The sequence below is a fragment of the Streptomyces sp. NPDC058459 genome, from assembly GCF_042721685.1.
In the GTDB taxonomy this organism is placed as follows: domain Bacteria; phylum Actinomycetota; class Actinomycetes; order Streptomycetales; family Streptomycetaceae; genus Streptomyces.
Window position 1 is genome coordinate 1 of record NZ_JBHXLV010000164.1, and the last position, 14,586, is coordinate 14,586.

General features: G+C 71.7%; 17 protein-coding genes, 1 tRNA gene and 1 pseudogene. 7 read left to right on the forward strand and 12 right to left on the reverse strand.

Annotated elements, in window-relative coordinates:
- Nucleotides 1-372: sortase domain-bontaining protein (locus ACFWN1_RS24700; protein WP_384365891.1), on the forward strand; the 372-nt coding region annotated here is incomplete at its 5' end.
- Nucleotides 373-555: 183 nt separating this feature from the next.
- Here the strand turns inward: ACFWN1_RS24700 and ACFWN1_RS24705 are convergent.
- Together ACFWN1_RS24705 and ACFWN1_RS24710 are read right to left on the reverse strand one after the other, a co-directional pair.
- Nucleotides 556-629, reverse strand: a tRNA-Pro gene (locus tag ACFWN1_RS24705).
- Nucleotides 630-707: 78 nt separating this feature from the next.
- Nucleotides 708-1,226 (reverse strand): hypothetical protein, encoded by a 519-nt coding sequence (locus tag ACFWN1_RS24710; protein WP_384365894.1) that lies wholly within the window; start codon nt 1,224-1,226, stop codon nt 708-710.
- A gap of 140 nt (nt 1,227-1,366) precedes the next feature.
- On the opposite strand from ACFWN1_RS24710, the gene ACFWN1_RS24715 reads away from it, so the two are divergent.
- Both ACFWN1_RS24715 and ACFWN1_RS24720 read left to right on the forward strand, forming a co-directional pair.
- Nucleotides 1,367-2,527: a Gfo/Idh/MocA family protein gene (locus tag ACFWN1_RS24715; protein WP_384365896.1), complete on the forward strand. Its 1,161-nt coding sequence runs from the start codon at nt 1,367-1,369 to the stop codon at nt 2,525-2,527.
- Nucleotides 2,528-2,571: 44 nt separating this feature from the next.
- Nucleotides 2,572-3,576, forward strand: a complete 1,005-nt coding sequence (locus ACFWN1_RS24720; RefSeq protein WP_384365899.1) for a Gfo/Idh/MocA family oxidoreductase — start codon at nt 2,572-2,574, stop codon at nt 3,574-3,576.
- A gap of 19 nt (nt 3,577-3,595) precedes the next feature.
- Here ACFWN1_RS24720 and ACFWN1_RS24725 read toward each other — a convergent pair whose 3' ends face one another.
- The 3 genes from ACFWN1_RS24725 to ACFWN1_RS24735 all read right to left on the reverse strand — a co-directional run bounded on the left by ACFWN1_RS24725 (nt 3,596) and on the right by ACFWN1_RS24735 (nt 5,957).
- Nucleotides 3,596-3,763: a hypothetical protein gene (locus ACFWN1_RS24725; protein ID WP_384365902.1), complete on the reverse strand. Its 168-nt coding sequence runs from the start codon at nt 3,761-3,763 to the stop codon at nt 3,596-3,598.
- 407 nt (nt 3,764-4,170) lie between these two features.
- Nucleotides 4,171-4,698, reverse strand: coding sequence for a GNAT family N-acetyltransferase (locus tag ACFWN1_RS24730; RefSeq protein ID WP_384365905.1), 528 nt, complete (start codon nt 4,696-4,698; stop codon nt 4,171-4,173).
- Nucleotides 4,695-5,957, reverse strand: a complete 1,263-nt coding sequence (locus tag ACFWN1_RS24735; RefSeq protein ID WP_384365907.1) for an XRE family transcriptional regulator — start codon at nt 5,955-5,957, stop codon at nt 4,695-4,697. Before ACFWN1_RS24735 ends, ACFWN1_RS24730 begins: the two co-directional genes overlap by 4 nt.
- Nucleotides 5,958-6,177: 220 nt before the next feature.
- Here ACFWN1_RS24735 and ACFWN1_RS24740 point away from each other — a divergent pair, with 220 nt between their 5' ends.
- Together ACFWN1_RS24740 and ACFWN1_RS24745 are read left to right on the forward strand one after the other, a co-directional pair.
- Complete coding sequence (locus ACFWN1_RS24740) at nt 6,178-6,591, forward strand: ATP-binding protein (protein WP_384365910.1); 414 nt, start codon at nt 6,178-6,180, stop codon at nt 6,589-6,591.
- Nucleotides 6,588-6,746 (forward strand): hypothetical protein, encoded by a 159-nt coding sequence (locus tag ACFWN1_RS24745; RefSeq protein ID WP_384365913.1) that lies wholly within the window; start codon nt 6,588-6,590, stop codon nt 6,744-6,746. Before ACFWN1_RS24740 ends, ACFWN1_RS24745 begins: the two co-directional genes overlap by 4 nt.
- A gap of 92 nt (nt 6,747-6,838) precedes the next feature.
- Here ACFWN1_RS24745 and ACFWN1_RS24750 read toward each other — a convergent pair whose 3' ends face one another.
- The 4 genes from ACFWN1_RS24750 to ACFWN1_RS24765 form a co-directional block, all read right to left on the reverse strand.
- Complete coding sequence (locus tag ACFWN1_RS24750; RefSeq protein WP_384365916.1) at nt 6,839-7,195, reverse strand: hypothetical protein; 357 nt, start codon at nt 7,193-7,195, stop codon at nt 6,839-6,841.
- 104 nt (nt 7,196-7,299) lie between these two features.
- A complete protein-coding gene (locus tag ACFWN1_RS24755) occupies nt 7,300-7,506 on the reverse strand; it encodes a twin-arginine translocase TatA/TatE family subunit (protein WP_384365919.1) in 207 nt (68 codons plus the stop codon).
- Nucleotides 7,507-7,720: 214 nt separating this feature from the next.
- Nucleotides 7,721-8,080, reverse strand: a complete 360-nt coding sequence (locus ACFWN1_RS24760) for a PRC-barrel domain containing protein (protein WP_384365922.1) — start codon at nt 8,078-8,080, stop codon at nt 7,721-7,723.
- A gap of 212 nt (nt 8,081-8,292) precedes the next feature.
- On the reverse strand, nt 8,293-9,516 hold the full coding sequence (locus tag ACFWN1_RS24765) for a helix-turn-helix domain-containing protein (RefSeq protein WP_384365925.1): 1,224 nt from the start codon (nt 9,514-9,516) through the stop codon (nt 8,293-8,295).
- 110 nt (nt 9,517-9,626) lie between these two features.
- Between ACFWN1_RS24765 and ACFWN1_RS24770 the strand changes: the two genes are divergently transcribed.
- Together ACFWN1_RS24770 and ACFWN1_RS24775 are read left to right on the forward strand one after the other, a co-directional pair.
- On the forward strand, nt 9,627-10,628 hold the full coding sequence (locus ACFWN1_RS24770; RefSeq protein WP_384365928.1) for a permease: 1,002 nt from the start codon (nt 9,627-9,629) through the stop codon (nt 10,626-10,628).
- Nucleotides 10,625-11,332, forward strand: coding sequence for a TIGR03943 family putative permease subunit (locus ACFWN1_RS24775; RefSeq protein ID WP_384365931.1), 708 nt, complete (start codon nt 10,625-10,627; stop codon nt 11,330-11,332). The genes ACFWN1_RS24770 and ACFWN1_RS24775 overlap by 4 nt, the downstream gene beginning before the upstream one ends.
- Nucleotides 11,333-11,444: 112 nt before the next feature.
- Here the strand turns inward: ACFWN1_RS24775 and ACFWN1_RS24780 are convergent.
- From ACFWN1_RS24780 to ACFWN1_RS24790, 3 genes and pseudogenes are all read right to left on the reverse strand, one after another.
- Nucleotides 11,445-11,783 (reverse strand): annotated as a pseudogene (locus ACFWN1_RS24780) (ATP-binding protein); the annotation flags it as partial.
- A 464-nt stretch (nt 11,784-12,247) separates the two neighbouring features.
- Complete coding sequence (locus ACFWN1_RS24785; protein ID WP_384365934.1) at nt 12,248-12,985, reverse strand: TetR/AcrR family transcriptional regulator; 738 nt, start codon at nt 12,983-12,985, stop codon at nt 12,248-12,250.
- A gap of 60 nt (nt 12,986-13,045) precedes the next feature.
- Entirely contained in the window at nt 13,046-14,500 is a 1,455-nt protein-coding gene (locus tag ACFWN1_RS24790) for a peptide MFS transporter (protein ID WP_384365937.1), read from the reverse strand.
- Between the last annotated feature and the right edge of the window lie 86 nt (nt 14,501-14,586).

Genomic DNA, 14,586 nt, shown 5'->3' on the forward strand with positions numbered 1-14,586 from the left:
CTGCGGGCCCCGGCCGCGTCGAGCCCCGGCGTCGCCGGCTGGTACGGCGACGGCACGGCTCCCGGCTCGGCCGGAACCGCCATCGCCACCGGGCACGTGGACACTCCCACCGGCGATCCCGGCGTCTTCTACGATCTCGGCGACCTGACCGAGGGCGCGACCATCGAGATCAGCCGGGCGGACCGGCGGAGAGCGGTCTTCACCGTCCGCGCCGTCGAGCTGTACGACCGGAAGAACTTCCCCGACGAGAAGGTGTACGGCAGTACCGGCCGGCCCGAACTCCGGTTGATCACCTGCGGCGGCCGTTACGTCAAGGGCACCGGCTATCGGAGCAACGTCGTGGTCTACGCGACGCTGACCGCGGTGACGTAGGCCCAGCGGTCACTCCTCCGCCTCGCCCTCGTCAGGCGAGCGCCCGGACCACCGGCCACAGCGGGCGCTCGTTCTCCGGAGCCGCGCCGCCCGGTGACGCCGGTCCCCGCCTGGTCCCCAAGAATGATCGAGGGCCGGTTCCGGATGTCTCCGAAACCGGCCCTGACCTGCGACTGTCTCCAGTCGGGACGACAGGATTTGAACCTGCGACCCCTTGACCCCCAGTCAAGTGCGCTACCAAGCTGCGCCACGTCCCGAGACGATCCCGGCGGAATGTTCCGCGCGATCACGCTGGTCAACCCTACCGCACCCGCGCTGGTGCCCGTACCGACGTGTCACTTGATGAGGGCGTTGGCGACGACCACCACGAAGCCGAGCAGGGCGTCCGCGAGGCCGGTGAGGATCGCGGCGGGCCAGCGGCGGGTGGCCCAGCGGGCGGTGACGAGGCCGAGGGCGAAGAGGACGGCGATGTTGAGATAGAGCGCGGGGTACTCGACCTCGCCCGGCGGCCACCACCCCCAGCCCGCGCCCGCCAGCAGGAACACGGTCGGCAGGGTGGCCAGCACGAGCGGCCACTCGTCGCGGAGGGCGCGCAGCGCCTCGCCCCGGCGCCGGGGCGCGCGCTCGGCGACATGGTGGGCGTAGCCGTGGGCGAAGGCGGAGGCGAACGCGGTGACCAAGACCCACAGGGCGTCGTAGCGGCGGGATGCCGCCGAGCTGTGCCCGTGCTGGGTGAGCGCGGCGACCAGGGAGCTGGCCAGGACGGCGCCGTACACCCCGCCGAACAGGACGGACTCGCGGGTGTCGCGCAGCGGCCGGGGTGCGCCGGTCTCCGCCGTCGGGTCAGCAGCCATGCCTCCCACGATCACCCGGACCCCTGGCCCCCGCACGCCGGTGTGCACCGGTCGGGGGCGCGCACCAGGGTTGACACCCGGCATTTGTCCGCACAAAGGTGGGCCGGGCAGAGGTGGAACTGGTCCGGAGAAGGGCTGTCATGGTGGATGCGCTGGGTGTCGCCGTCGTCGGTTTCGGCTGGATGGGCCGGGTGCACACCCGGGCGTACGCCCGCCTGCCGCACCACTACCCCCGGCTGCCCCTGCGCCCCAAGCTGGTGAGCGTCGCCGAGGAGGTGCCGGGGCGCGCGGAGGAGGCGGCCGAGCGGTACGGGTTCGCCACCGCCACCCGTGACTGGCGCGAGGTCGCCGCCGACCCCCGCGTGCACGCGGTCAGCGTCACCGTTCCGAACTTCCTGCACCGCGAGATCGGCGTGGCCATGGCGGAGGCGGGCAAGCACCTCTGGATCGAGAAGCCGGTCGGGCTGAGCGGAGCGGACGCCCGCGCGGTCGCGGACGCGGTCGCCGGGGCGGGTGTCCAGGGCGCGGTCGGCTTCAACTACCGCAACGCGCCCGCGGTGGAGTCCGCCCGCGAGCTGATCGCCTCAGGTGGGATCGGCCGGATCACGCACGCCCGCGTCCGGCTGTTCAGCGACTACGCGGCTCACCCGGACGGTGCCCTGACCTGGCGGTACGAGCGGGACCGGGGCGGCAGCGGGGTGCTGGGCGACCTCGCGTCGCACGGCGCCGACCTCGCGTACTACCTGCTCGGGGACATCGCGTCGCTGGCCGCCGACACGGCGGTGTTCGTCCCGGAGCGGCCCCGGCCCGCCGGTGCCACCGCCGGGCACACCCGCGCGGCGGGCGGCGAGCGCGGCCCGGTCGAGAACGAGGACTACGTCAGCTGCCTGCTGCGCTTCGCCTCCGGAGCCCGTGGCGTGCTGGAGGCGTGCCGGGTCTCGGTCGGCGAGCAGAACGCCTACGGCTTCGAGGTGCACGGCACCGAGGGCGCGGTGTGCTGGGACTTCCGCCGGATGAACGAACTCCGCGTCAGCCGGGGCGGCCTGTACCAGGACCAGCCGGTGAGCACGGTGTACGTCGGTCCGGGCGACGGCGAGTTCGCCGCGTTCCAGCCCGGCGCGGCCAACGCGATGGGCTACGACGACCTGAAGGTCATCGAGGCGTACCGGTTCCTCCGCTCGGTCGCGGAGGGCAAGCCGTACGGTGCCACGCTCGCGGACGCGGTGCGCGCTGCCGCCGTGCTGGACGCGATCACGGTGTCGGCGGCGGACCGGGGGTGGGTGGACCTGCCGGTGAGCTGAAGCGCGGGGCCCGGTCACAGCACACGTGAGGAGCACTTGAGCACATGCGTATCGGAATTCTCGGCCTCGGCCGCATCGGCGCCTTCCACGCCGGGACCCTGTCCGCTCTGGACGCCGTCACCTCCCTGGTCGTCGCCGATCCGGTCGCGGACGCGGCGAAGGCTGCCGCCGAGCGGTACGGGGCCCAGGTCGCGGACTCCCCCGAGGCGCTGCTCGCGGCCGGGGTGGACGGGCTGGTGATCGCGGCCACCACCGACGCCCACCCGGCGCTGCTCCGGGCCGGCGTCGCGGCGGGCGTGCCGGTGTTCTGCGAGAAGCCGGTGGCCCGCACGATCGCGGCGGGCGTGGCGGTGCTGGACGCCGTGCGGGAGGGCGGGGTGCCGGTCCAGATCGGCTTCAACCGGCGCTTCGACGCGGGCTTCATGGCAGCACGGGCCGCCGTCCGCTCCGGGGAGCTGGGCAGGCTGCACACGGTGCGCTCCACCACCCTGGACCCGGCCCCGCCACCGGCCGCGTACGTCGCCGCGTCCGGCGGCATCTTCCGGGACTGCTCGGTGCACGACTTCGACATGGTCCGCTGGGTGACCGGCCGCGAGGTGACCGAGGTGTACGCGGCCGGCGGCAACCGGGGGGCCGCGTACATCGCGGAGGCGGGCGACGCGGACACCACGAGCGCGGTACTGACGCTGGACGACGGCACCCTCGCGGTGGTCTCCAACTCCCGCCACAACGCGCGGGGTCACGATGTGCGCATGGAACTGCTCGGCTTCGAGGACTCCCTCTGCGTCGGCCTGGACGACCGGCTGCCGCTCCGCTCGGCCGAGCCCGGCGTCACCTTCCCCCCGGGCACCCCGCACGACTTCTTCATCGACCGCTTCGCCGACGCCTACCGCGCCGAACTCACCGCCTTCACCGAGGTGGTGGCCGGCACCCGGCCCTCCCCGTGCACGGTCGCGGAGGCCCTGGAGGCGGGCTGGATCGCGGAGGCGTGCACGCTCTCGCTGCGCGAACACCGGCCGGTGACCCTGGCGGAGGTACGCACGGGCTGAACGTCCGCCAGCGCATGGGTCAGCCGGGCCGGACCTCGGTGCCTGCCCCGCCGCACCGCCGCCCCGGCCCCTCGGCCATCCTGCTGAGCCCGACCGCCCCGTGGCCGAGTCCGACGGCGCGCCGGGCCGGCCCCTCGGCGGCGCGCAGCACGGCTGTGTCGATGCCGTGCGCCCCGGCGGCCTGCACGATTGCGCCGTGGACGAGGCCGCCGAGGTGAGAGAGTTGACGTCACCGGGGCAGGTGCCGGCGCCCACATCCCGTGCCGTGCGGTCGCTGAGATCCGACAGGATCGCGGCGATCCCGCGGTGCGAAGGGGGCCACATCACCGGCCGTGACCTTCGGCGCGGGCCGGCGCGGTAGGGCGTGGGGAGCTGACACGAAGACCGGATCAAAAAGCGTCCTCGCGGGCGGCGGGCGCGAGGCTGTCCGGCAGCCCGGGCCACCGTACGCAGCCGAAGATCACCGGCATGAGCGGTGGGAGGAGACGATTGGCCTGCGCGGGTGGCGGGTACGGCGAATCCGGCGGCGTCGGCAGGCCCCGCCCCAGGTAGGGCGAGGCCGTCGCAGTGGCTGCGGGGGTGGGGCCACACGTCTCAGTGCAGCGGAAGGTCCAAGAGCATCACCGCGAACACCGGGGAGTCGGGAAACGGCTGGTCCTCAGCGACCTTCCGGTATCCCCAGGACTCGTAGAGCGCCTGTACCTTCGGATGGTTCACATCCACGAGCAGTGCGGCCAAGGCTTCGTCACGGGAGTCCATCAACGCCCTGTGCAGCCGCTCCGCCGTACCCGTCTTCCGCCATTGCGGGCGTACTTGCAGCTCGGAAAAGTGGAAGGTGCGCGACTTCTCCGGTGCCGGGTCCAGATGCTCGCGCCACCACTCCCGACCCTCCGCTCCGGGGGCGCCGTACGTGAAGCCGACCGGCTCGTGCCCGTCGTATGCGATCACGCACGAGAACCCTGGGTTGCCACCCCAATGGTCCACGAACCACGGGAACTTCTGCCGGAACTCATCGTCCTCGATCACATCGGCGTACACGTCCCGCTGCACGTCGATCAACGTCTGTCGGATCTCCGGGAGATCCTCATGGGTGTAGTGACGCAGCGTCAGGGATGAGGTCATCGGGCTCGGCTCCATTCGGATCGGTAGCGGTCTTCCCATTCGCGCGCGGTGCTGGAGCCCGGCGCGAGGGTGGTCAAGTCCCGGATGAAGTCCCCCAGGCAGGAGCGCATCCGGCCGGGCAGGGTATTGCCACGCATCAGCGTGAACACCTGGTCTGCTGTGGCGCACGCCTGGTCCACGTCGCGCTGGTGGAGCTGGGTCAAGGCGAGTTGGAGGGTAGCCAGCGCGCGGTTCCGCCGAAACTCTTGAGGAAGAGCGGCGAGGGCGCGATGGGAAGCCGCCTCGGCGCCTGCCGCGTCCCCGATATCGTCCCGGACGTAGGAAGTGATGGCCAGCAGCTCGGCGGGGCCGTAGAACGTGACCCAGGCGGGGCGCCGGCTGTCCACAGCCGCGTTCGTCAGCGCTTCTTCGGCGTACCCCAGCGACCGCAAGGCGGCCTGTCGGTCCCCGGACGCTGCGTGCCCGATGGCCGTGCGAGCGTGTGCGAGGGAGGCGAACAGCGGGTCTCGGCGCGCGGCACGGGTGGCCTGCGCCGCTTGTGCGGCATGCACGGCTTCGGCGAAGTGCTGACCTTGGCGGGCCAGCATGGCGTGGGAGTTCCACACGCGAATTTCAGCCTCAGCGGCGGCCCCCAGCCCGGCCAGGTGCAGTGCGCGGTTGAGATGGTTCCGGGCACGGTCGCGCTGCCTGGCATCCACGGCCGACCAGGCGGCGGCGGCCGTGTACTCGGCGGCGAGGCCATACAACCGCAGCCGCACGCGTTGGGAGGCAGACCGCTTCTGTAGCTCAAGGGCTTCGGCGGCGCCTGTGAGAGCGGCACGCTCCAGAGCCTCGTGACCACCTCTGGAGGCATCCAGTGCCGTCAGGCCGTCCAGGCCGCTTCGAAGCCGGATCACATCGGTGGTACCGACCGCATACGGCCGGGTGGCGACCAAGGACACAACGGCAGCCGTGCCGGTGGCGGCGGTGAGGAAATTCCTGCGGTGCACAGAGTCCTCCGTCCTGGTAGGGCTTCGTCGGCTCGTTGGAGGAACAAAGCCCAGTTCTTCGGCGGTACGGTCGAATACTGCCTCCAGGGCTTCCCTCTGCCGTGGGTGGGGCCAACGAGTCCTTCCGCTCAGCCAGTTGCGCACCGTGCGATCGCCCACGGTGCCCTCCCTGCCACGCTTCCGCAGATGCTCGTTCACCAGCTCACCCAACTCCACCTGAGTCAGCCCGGCTTCTGTGAGCGAATCCGCTAAGCGCCTGTTCTCGTCCACAGCCTCAAGGTAGCGAGATCATGAGATCGCCGCGCCGAAGCGGGCGCGAAGTTTCCGGTTGCCCGCATTTCATGAGGGTCGGAATTTTCCTCACGAGTATTCACAGTCCGTCGTTCACTGAGTACGGAACGCCACCGGAAGGGAAAGCTCGGCGGCTTCCGAGTAGCCCGCGCCTTGAAGCGAGTGGGCTGCGCGTCCCGCTGACCGACGAGGGGTCCTGATGACCTTGACCACCACATGCCGTCCGACCGGGCATCCCGGGTACAGCGAGACCTTGCCGCGCCGGCCCGAGAGCGCTGCCACCGCCCGGCGCCTTGTGCGCGCGGCCTGCACCGCGTGGGGCCTGTACGGGGCGGCAGAGAATGGCGCCCTGGTGATCTCCGAGTTAGTGGCCAATGCCGTTCGGCACGCCCGGCGCGAATCCATCCGTGTAGTGGTGGAGCGCACCACGCCGCGCACAGTCCGGGTCGCCGTGGCGGACTTCTCCCGCACGCTGCCCGAGCTGTGCACGCCGAAGGACGACGAGGAGGGCGGGCGCGGACTGGCCCTCGTGGCGGAGCTGGCGGCCGACTGGGGCACCGATGAGCGGCACTGGGGCAAGGTCGTGTGGGCGAGGCTGGAGGCGCACGAGTGAGCGATGAGGTCCCCTGCCGCAGCGCGGCCCGAGCCCACTTGTCGCAGTTGATCGAGCTGTTCGGCACGGACGGGTGTCTGCGGATCAGCACCGCGCCCACTGAACCCGACCCGACCTCTGTCGGCGGAGAGCCGGAGGACGAGGAGCACAAGTAGCCGTCCCGGGGCGCGGTGAGTCCTCCACCGGGTGGCACAGGGGGTACCGGGTGACCAGAGTCGTCCCCCAACTCTGTTGACTCGTGCGCGAGTTACGGCCTCCCAGGCGGCTTGAAGGCATACAGACCGAGGATGTCGGGGAGGGGCGTGATGCCCGGCCCGCCGGCCTGTACCCAGCCGAGGATGTCCTCGGTGGCGTCCGCGTCGTTGACGAGGCCGAGCCAGACCGGACGGCCCCCGGCCGCGCGTCCGGCGGCGGAGGGCTGGACGACGATCACGTTGGCCTGGTCGCACACGTCGAGGCAGTCGGAGATGCGTACGGGCGCGCTCTCTGCGAGGCGGGCGGTCTGCGCGGTGTGGTCGATCCCGGTCACCTTGGGACTTCCACAGCAGCAGTCCCGGCACACCACGATCCGGCAGGGCGCGGGGGCGGGTCGTATCTCGGGCATACGGTGATCGTCGCATCCGGCCCGGCAGGACGTCAGCACCACCCCCGCCGGGCGGTGGACCGCATCCTCCGTCCCCGTGCCTCGCCAGCTGAGTGGCCGGGAACTCAGGTCCGTTCGTCGCGCGGCAGGACGGTGCCCTCGACCACGGGTCCGGCGGCGGGCGGGGCGTCCTGGGTACGCAGGGCCCTGCTCTCGCTCTTGAAGACGCGGGTGGCATGACCGGCGGAGCGGACGAGTCCGGGCAGCTTCCTGACACCGAGAACGGCGATCAACACGAGCAGGAGCAGGGCGATCTCACTCAGGCCGAACATCGGGCGCGGTTCCTCCCAGCGGGGTGGTGACCGGGACCGGCCGGCCCCGCTCACGATCATTATGTACGCCCACAGGGCTGTAGAGGTCTCGTACGAGCATGACCGCTCCACGCGCTGCGTCCGTCCGGAAGGGGCGGGAACAGGAGCAGGGCCCGGCGGTCACTTCCCCGGACCGCCTGGCCCTGTTCCTGTACATCCCCGCGGAAGCGCTGCGTCAGTGCCCCGAGCCGTGCCGGCCGTAGTGACCGCTGATCTGGTCCCGGTAGGACGCGTCCCCCAGATGCTTGTCCTTGTCGAACTCGGGCGCGTCCTTGATCTGCTCCTTGGTCCGGGCCACGTGCAGCTTCTGCTCCTCGTGGTCGATCCCGGTGATCGTGCCGGCCGGCAGCAGCACCTCCTTGCCGAAGATCCACACCCCGGTGTCCACGACGATGTACTGCTCGCCCACGTCGTTCGAGTGCTTGTCGACCTTGCCGATGTGCCCGTCCAGCGCCTCGACCTTGTACCCGCTCAGGTCAGCGTCCGGCGTGTGCCCAGCGGTCGGGCCGTAGCTCCAGATGTTCTCGGCGGTCATAGACGACACCTCCACAATCCAGCCCCAGGAGGTGGATGCGGTCCACATCCGGCCTACCGCCAGGGGCTCTACGGGCAGGTGTCCGGCCTCGCAGCGAACAAACCTGATGTCCCTCTCCGGGGTGATATCCGGCCGAGGCCCCGGCCGCGCGGGCGGCAGCCGAGGCAGCGGGCGTTCGTGGAAACGGCACGCCGGGAGCGCTGACAGGGACCTTACGGCCCCGCTCTCGGCGTGCTGTTCGCGTAGCCCAGGAACTCCGCCAACGAGGCCAGTCCCGGTGGGTGGTTGGGGAGGGACCAGAGGTCTCGGACGATGGCTACGGCCAGGGTGTGGTGCTGCATCCAGGTGGGGGCGACCCGGCGCAAAGACTCCAGGGTCTTGACCGCGCCGGGCGCGTCGCCGGTGTCGGTGTGGGCTCGGGCCACGTCCAGGAGGAGCCAGGTGCGCCAGGACGGTGGGGTGTCCTTGCTCAGCCGCATGCCCTTCGCCAAGGCGAGGGCGTCCTGGGGGTGGCCGTACTGAACGGCGAGGCGGACGCGTTCGATGCGGACGGAGGACGGGCTGAAGACGCTGACCATGCGGTTGTCACCGGCGTCGGGAAGCTTGGAGACCCGCGCGGCCTCCTTCTCCGCTGTCTCCATCATCGCCGCCGCACGTTCGTAGTCACCGCTCCTAGCGGCCGAGGTGGCGGCACTCATGGTGAGCGCGCCCCACACCTTCGGGCCGTCGGCCGTGTGGGTACAGCCCATGTCGGCGGCGGCGCGGAGAGCGATGCTCAGGGCGTCGTCAAGGCGTCCCTGCCGCTGGTAGGTCCACGCCACGGAGTTGACGATCATCGGGACCAGCAGCGGGTCACCGGACTGCCCGGCGGCTCCTATGGCACGCTCCAGGCTCGTCAGGGCGAGATCCGTCTTGCCCATACGTACGGCGACGTGCCCGGCAAGCTGAAGTGCCTTGGCCAGGACGGCGAAACCGCCCTTGCGATCGTCCCCGTCCTCCGAGGCCGTCGCCGTGCGCGCGTCCGAGATCAGGTCCGGCAACGCCTTCATCACCGTGTCGAACTCGGCGGAGTGGTACTGCGTCCACCCGTCCGCGATCTGCTCACGCAGCCGGTCGAGGGAGAAGTCGGCCGTCGGCGGGGCGGGTTCCGGCCCCCACAGCACCGGCATGACCGCGCGCCGCATCGCCACGAAACGCGGTCCGTCGTTCTCCCCGGAGGAAACGGCGGGCGGGTCGCCCAGCAGGGTGGTCAGCTCCACGCCGAGGCCGTTGGCCAGCGCATGCAGCGTGGGCAGACGAGCGGAGTGCTTTCGCCCCTGTTCCAACTGGCGGATCACGTCCACAGACACGTCGGAGCGGTCGGCGAGCTCCTCCTGCGTCAGGGACGCCAGCCGCCGCAGACGGCGCAGGGTCCGCCCTAGATCATCGTTTGCCACCCCGCCACCGTACGCCGCCACCCCTCCCCGGCAGCCCTCAAGACGGTCCTGGAAACCACGGTCGCTATGTTGATCCGATCAGAAGAGTGGCGAGCGGCAGGAGTGGGCGGATGCAGGGAACGGCGGAACGTGTGCCGACGGCTTCCACCCCTGCCGGGTGGCTGCGGTACTGGCCGTGGATTCTGGTCGGCGCCGCCGTACTTCCCGGCGCGGCGGTGTTCCTCGTCGGGCGGTGGGGGGAGGCCCCGGCTGTACAGGCGTGGCGGACCGTCGCGCTCGCCGTGTTTCTGCAGGCGATGCCGTTCATGCTGCTCGGTACGGCGCTGTCCGGGGCGATCAACGCGTTCGTGCCGGCGTCCGTGTTCACCCGGCTGCTGCCGAAGCGGGCCGCGCTGGCCGTGCCGGTGGCGGGGGTCGCCGGGGTGGTGCTGCCGGGGTGTGAGTGTGCGTCGGTGCCGGTGGCCAACAGTCTGATCGGGCGCGGAGTCGAGCCGGCGGCGGCGTTCGCGTTCCTGCTGTCGGCCCCGGCCGTGAACCCGATCGTGCTGACCGCGACGGCCGTCGCCTTCCCCGGTCAGCCCATGATGGTGCTGGCCCGTCTGCTGGCCTCGCTCGTCGTCGCGGCCCTGATGGGCTGGCTGTGGCTCTGGCGGGGCAAGGCGGAGTGGCTGCGGCCGGCCGTGCGGCACACCGGGCACCGGCACGGGCGCAGCCGTTGGGCGGAGTTCCGGGGCGGCTTCCAGCACGACTTCCTGCATGCGGGCGGGTTTCTCGTGGTGGGCGCGCTGGCGGCGGCCACCTTCAACGTTGCCGTACCGTCCTCCGTGCTCGACGCGTTCACCGGCTCGGCCTGGCTGTCGGTGCCGTTCCTGGCCGGGCTGGCCGTCGTGCTGGCGGTGTGCTCGGAGGCCGACGCGTTCGTGGCGGCCTCGCTGACCGGCTTCTCGCCGGTGGCACGGCTGACGTTCATGGTGGTCGGCCCGATGGTCGACCTGAAGCTGATCGCCTTGCAGGCGGGGACGTTCGGGCGGGCCTTCGCCGTACGGTTCTCCGCCGCGACGGCGCTCGTGGCGATCGTGTGCAGCGCGGTGACCGGAGGGGTACTGCTGTGAGACGGCCCGGCCAGGCGGCGTTGCTCGTCCTCAGCGGCCTTGCGCTGCTGCGGGTTTCGCTGTTCTCCGACCTGTATCTGCGCTACGTCAAGGCGGGCATGCGCCCCCTGCTGATCGCCTCCGGCGCCGTACTGCTGGCCCTCGGCCTCGCGGAGGCTTGGTCCTGGTACCGCCGGACCCGCCACGACGGCCACCCCCCGCCCCGCACCGCCTGGCTCCTGTTCCTCCCCGTCCTCAGCCTCGCCCTCTGGGCCCCACCCTCGCTCGGCGCGTACACGGCGGCACGGGAAGCCCCGAAGTCCACCAGCACCAGGTCCGAGGACTTCGACCCCCTCCCCGCGGCCTCCCCCCTCCGCCTCACCCTGGGCGACTTCACGGACCGCGTACGCGCGGACCGCACCGGGGCGATCCGCACCAGGACCGTACAGCTGACAGGCTTCGCCACCCCCGCAGGCCCAGGCGGCGGCTGGTACTTGACCCGCCTGATCATCAACTGCTGTGCGGCGGACGCCCAGTCGGTGAAGGTCCGCGTCTACGGCACCACCCCCTCCCCGAAGCCCGACACCTGGGTCACGGTGACAGGCACCTGGCACCCCCACGGCACGCTCGGCACCGTCTCGGCCGAAGTGGCCCTGGACGTGAACACCTTGAGGAAGGTCCACCGGCCCACGAACGGTTACACGGACGCGCTCCCTTTGGGTTAGGCCGATCAAGTCCGCGTCCAACTTGGGGAGTTGCCAAGCCAGCCACCTCCCTCATCGCCCTCCCCCGGCGTATCCACCTCCGCCCGGATCGTCTTCCCGCCCCCCTCTCGTACCGGGTCCCCCACCGGTCCGCGAGCTGGGAGACGATGAACAGCCCCCTTCCGCCCTCGTCCCCTTCCTGCGCGTGCCGCAGCAGCGGGGCGTTGCCGCCCGTGTCGGTGACCTCGATGGTGAGGGCCTGGTCGAAGATGAGGCGGAGGCGGGCCGGTGGGGAGCCGTGGCGGACCGCGTTGCCGGCGAACTCGCTGACGATGAGCCGGCCGTTGAAGCGGATTTCCTCGTCCAGCCCCCATGCACGCAGGTGTTCCTCGCAGCAGGCGCGGGCGGCCTCCGCGGCCTGGGGGCCGTCGGGCAGCGCGAGGGTCGCCACGCGTTCACGCGGGAAGGCCATGACCCGGCAGACCAGCACCTGCGTCTCGATGGCCCGGGGGTGGGAGGTGAGCAGGGCGGCCAGTTTGTCGCTCAGAGCGCGTGGGTCCACGCCGCCGGGGCCGGGGAGCCGGTCCAGCGCCTGGCGCAGCAGGTCCGGGACGGTACCGGGGTCGTCGGTGAGGCACCCTTGAGACCTGCCCGGAGGCCATGCGCGTGGCCTGCGAGGCCCTCGCCGCCTCGCCCCTGGCGATCCTCGTCCTGGACGACGATCGACTGGCGGAGGTTGCTCGACCTCGTGGCACAGCCTGGCTGGCCGTTCCTGGGAGGCGTGGGACGGGTGCGGGGCTCGGAGTCCGTGTTCCCCGGCGTCTCAGCAGCGCACGGGCGTCCCAGGGCGGCGCGACCGGCGCCGTAGCGGAACAGCTTCGTGCTCTGCCGGAGGCGCTCGCCGTGGCCGGGACTGAGTACGGACATGCGCTCCACTCAGTCCCGGCCACCCGCCGACCCGGTGACCGTGTTCCCCGTCGCGTCGGCGCGGATGGCTCCGATGTGCAGGTCGAGCTGGAGTCCGTAGTAGTCCTCGCGGGCGGCCTCCGCGACCAGAGCAGGCAATCCGGACAGGCGTGGCTCGTCGCGGGCGATGTCGGTGTACAGCGCCGCCAGGGCCGTGTCGTCGCGGCGCCGCCTCTCCGAGTCCCGCGTCTCCGAGTCCCGCGTCTCCGAGTCCTGCGACTCACCGATGGCCTCGGCGGTGAGGACCCCCGTCACCATGCGGCGCAGGAGGACGAAGTGACGGTGGGCCTGCTCCGGGGTCAGGCCCGCTTCGAGGAGGAGGCGCAGGGCCGTCGATGCCACGGCCCGGCCACCGGGACCGCAGGTGTCGCGGTGGCCGGGCCACGCGACGGTACAGGCATGACGCCTGGCGATGTCCCGTGTGAGCGAGGCCAGTTGCCGCAGATCGGATTCCCAGTCGCCGACGGCACCGAAACGTCCGGCCACCTCGGCGAGGACATGGTCTCCGAGGGCGACCATGAGGTCGTTCTTGTCCGCGAAGTACCGATAGAGCGCGCTGGCCACCACACCGACGCGGCTGCCCAGGGCGCGGAAGGTGACGGCGCCCGGCCCCTCCGCGACGCTGATCTCCACGGCGGCCTCGATGATCTGTTCGCGGGTGAGCGCGCCGCTCCGGCGCCGCCTGCGCGAGCCCGGTACGGCCTCCATCCGCGTCCTCCTTCACACGGTTCCATCCGCGTCCTCCTTCACACGGCACACCCGTACCGGTCAGACGGGCAGGTGGGGACTCAGCCGCTTGGCGGCGCCGGCCACGGCCGCACCGGCGGCGAAGGCGACACAGGCCAGCATCAGGAAGTACGCGGGCTGGGGCACCACGGCCGTCAGACGGTAGAACTGTCCGCCGAGGACGACTCCGACGGCGGCGAACATGCCGTTCAGCGCCAGGAACCGGTTGGTGAAACCGGGTGGGGCGACGGCTGCCGCCAGCGCCAGGCCGACCGGGGCGAGCACGATCTCGCCCAGGGAGAGCAGCAGGTAGGCGGTGACCAGCCAGGCCATCGAGACGTCGCCGGAGCGAGCGAGCAGGGCGGCCACCGCCATGACGCAGACACTCGCACCGGCCGCGGCCAGAGCACCGGCGAACTTGGTGGTCGTCGCCGCGCGGAGCCGGCCCAGGAAAGGCGCCAGCAGCAGGATGAACAACGGGTGCACGGACTGGAGCCAGCTCGCCGGGACCGTGAAGCCGTGTACGTCCCGGTCCGTGTGGTGCGCGGCGAAGAGAGACAGGACGGAGCCGCTCTGCGCGAAGATCATCCAGAAGGCCGCCGAGGCGGTCATGAGGCCGGTGAAGGCGGTCCGCCGATGGCGTCCGACCGCGCTGCGGCGGCCCAGCGCACGCAGGTAGAGGAAGGGCAGGAACAACGTGGCCGCGCCCAGGAGCGCCAGCATCGCGAGCAGCGGAACGACCCCGAGGACGACGGCGGTCACGGCGGCGGCGCCCGCCAGGACCACCGCGCCGGCGCGCCGGGCGGCCGTGCGCGCCTCCACGGGGGTCAGGGGGCGGCTGGGGGCGCCGCCGATGCCGTCGAGCACGCGCAGACCGATGCGGAACTGCGCGAGGCCCGCCGCCATTCCGAACGCGGCCGCGGCGAACCCCAGGTGCCAGGTGACCTTCTCCGCGAGGAATCCGGTGACGACCGGGGCGAGCAGTGCGGAGACCTGGATGCACATGTAGAAGCGGGAGAACGCCTCCTCCCGCTTGGCGGTGCCGCTGCTCGCGGAGACCATGGCGGCCAGGGACGGCTTGACCAGGCCCGTGCCGACGACGATCAGTGCCAGACCGGTGTACAGCGCGGGGGCGGCCGCGACCGCGAGTACGGCGTGTCCGCAGGCGATGAGGGTGCCGCCCGCCATCACGGCCCGGCGTGCGCCCAGGACCCGGTCGGCGAGCCAGCCCCCGGGGAGGCCGGCCAGGAAGTTCAGGGACATGTAGGTCGCGAAGAGTGCGGTGGCCGTCTGCTGGGACATCCCCAGGCCGCCGTCGACCGCAGGGGCGGTGAGGTACAGGACGAGGATCGCCGCCATGCCGAAGAAGCTGAACCGCTCCCACAGATCGACTCCGAGGAGGGTGAGCAGACCTCTGCGGCCGGCGGATGGCGAAGGGGTGGCTCTCGGCGCGGGTGGTGCGGAAAGCCCACTGCCGGCGCGGCTCGGGGTCTTCACGGCTTGTTCTCCGTCCTGCCCCGGGTGGTTCGACCGGAGGCGATACGGCCCTGAGGTGGGCCTCGGGCCGCGAGGGACCGCAGGGG

Coding starts and splice junctions, on each gene's coding strand:
- ACFWN1_RS24715 (WP_384365896.1), top strand. CDS start 1,367: ATGGTGGATGCGCTGGGTGTCGCCGTCGTCGGTTTCGGCTGGATGGGC.
- ACFWN1_RS24750 (WP_384365916.1), bottom strand. CDS start 7,195: ATGCCCGAGATACGACCCGCCCCCGCGCCCTGCCGGATCGTGGTGTGC.
- ACFWN1_RS24770 (WP_384365928.1), top strand. CDS start 9,627: ATGCAGGGAACGGCGGAACGTGTGCCGACGGCTTCCACCCCTGCCGGG.
- ACFWN1_RS24740 (WP_384365910.1), top strand. CDS start 6,178: ATGACCTTGACCACCACATGCCGTCCGACCGGGCATCCCGGGTACAGC.
- ACFWN1_RS24760 (WP_384365922.1), bottom strand. CDS start 8,080: ATGACCGCCGAGAACATCTGGAGCTACGGCCCGACCGCTGGGCACACG.
- ACFWN1_RS24730 (WP_384365905.1), bottom strand. CDS start 4,698: ATGACCTCATCCCTGACGCTGCGTCACTACACCCATGAGGATCTCCCG.
- ACFWN1_RS24785 (WP_384365934.1), bottom strand. CDS start 12,985: ATGGAGGCCGTACCGGGCTCGCGCAGGCGGCGCCGGAGCGGCGCGCTC.
- ACFWN1_RS24720 (WP_384365899.1), top strand. CDS start 2,572: ATGCGTATCGGAATTCTCGGCCTCGGCCGCATCGGCGCCTTCCACGCC.
- ACFWN1_RS24755 (WP_384365919.1), bottom strand. CDS start 7,506: ATGTTCGGCCTGAGTGAGATCGCCCTGCTCCTGCTCGTGTTGATCGCC.
- ACFWN1_RS24710 (WP_384365894.1), bottom strand. CDS start 1,226: ATGGCTGCTGACCCGACGGCGGAGACCGGCGCACCCCGGCCGCTGCGC.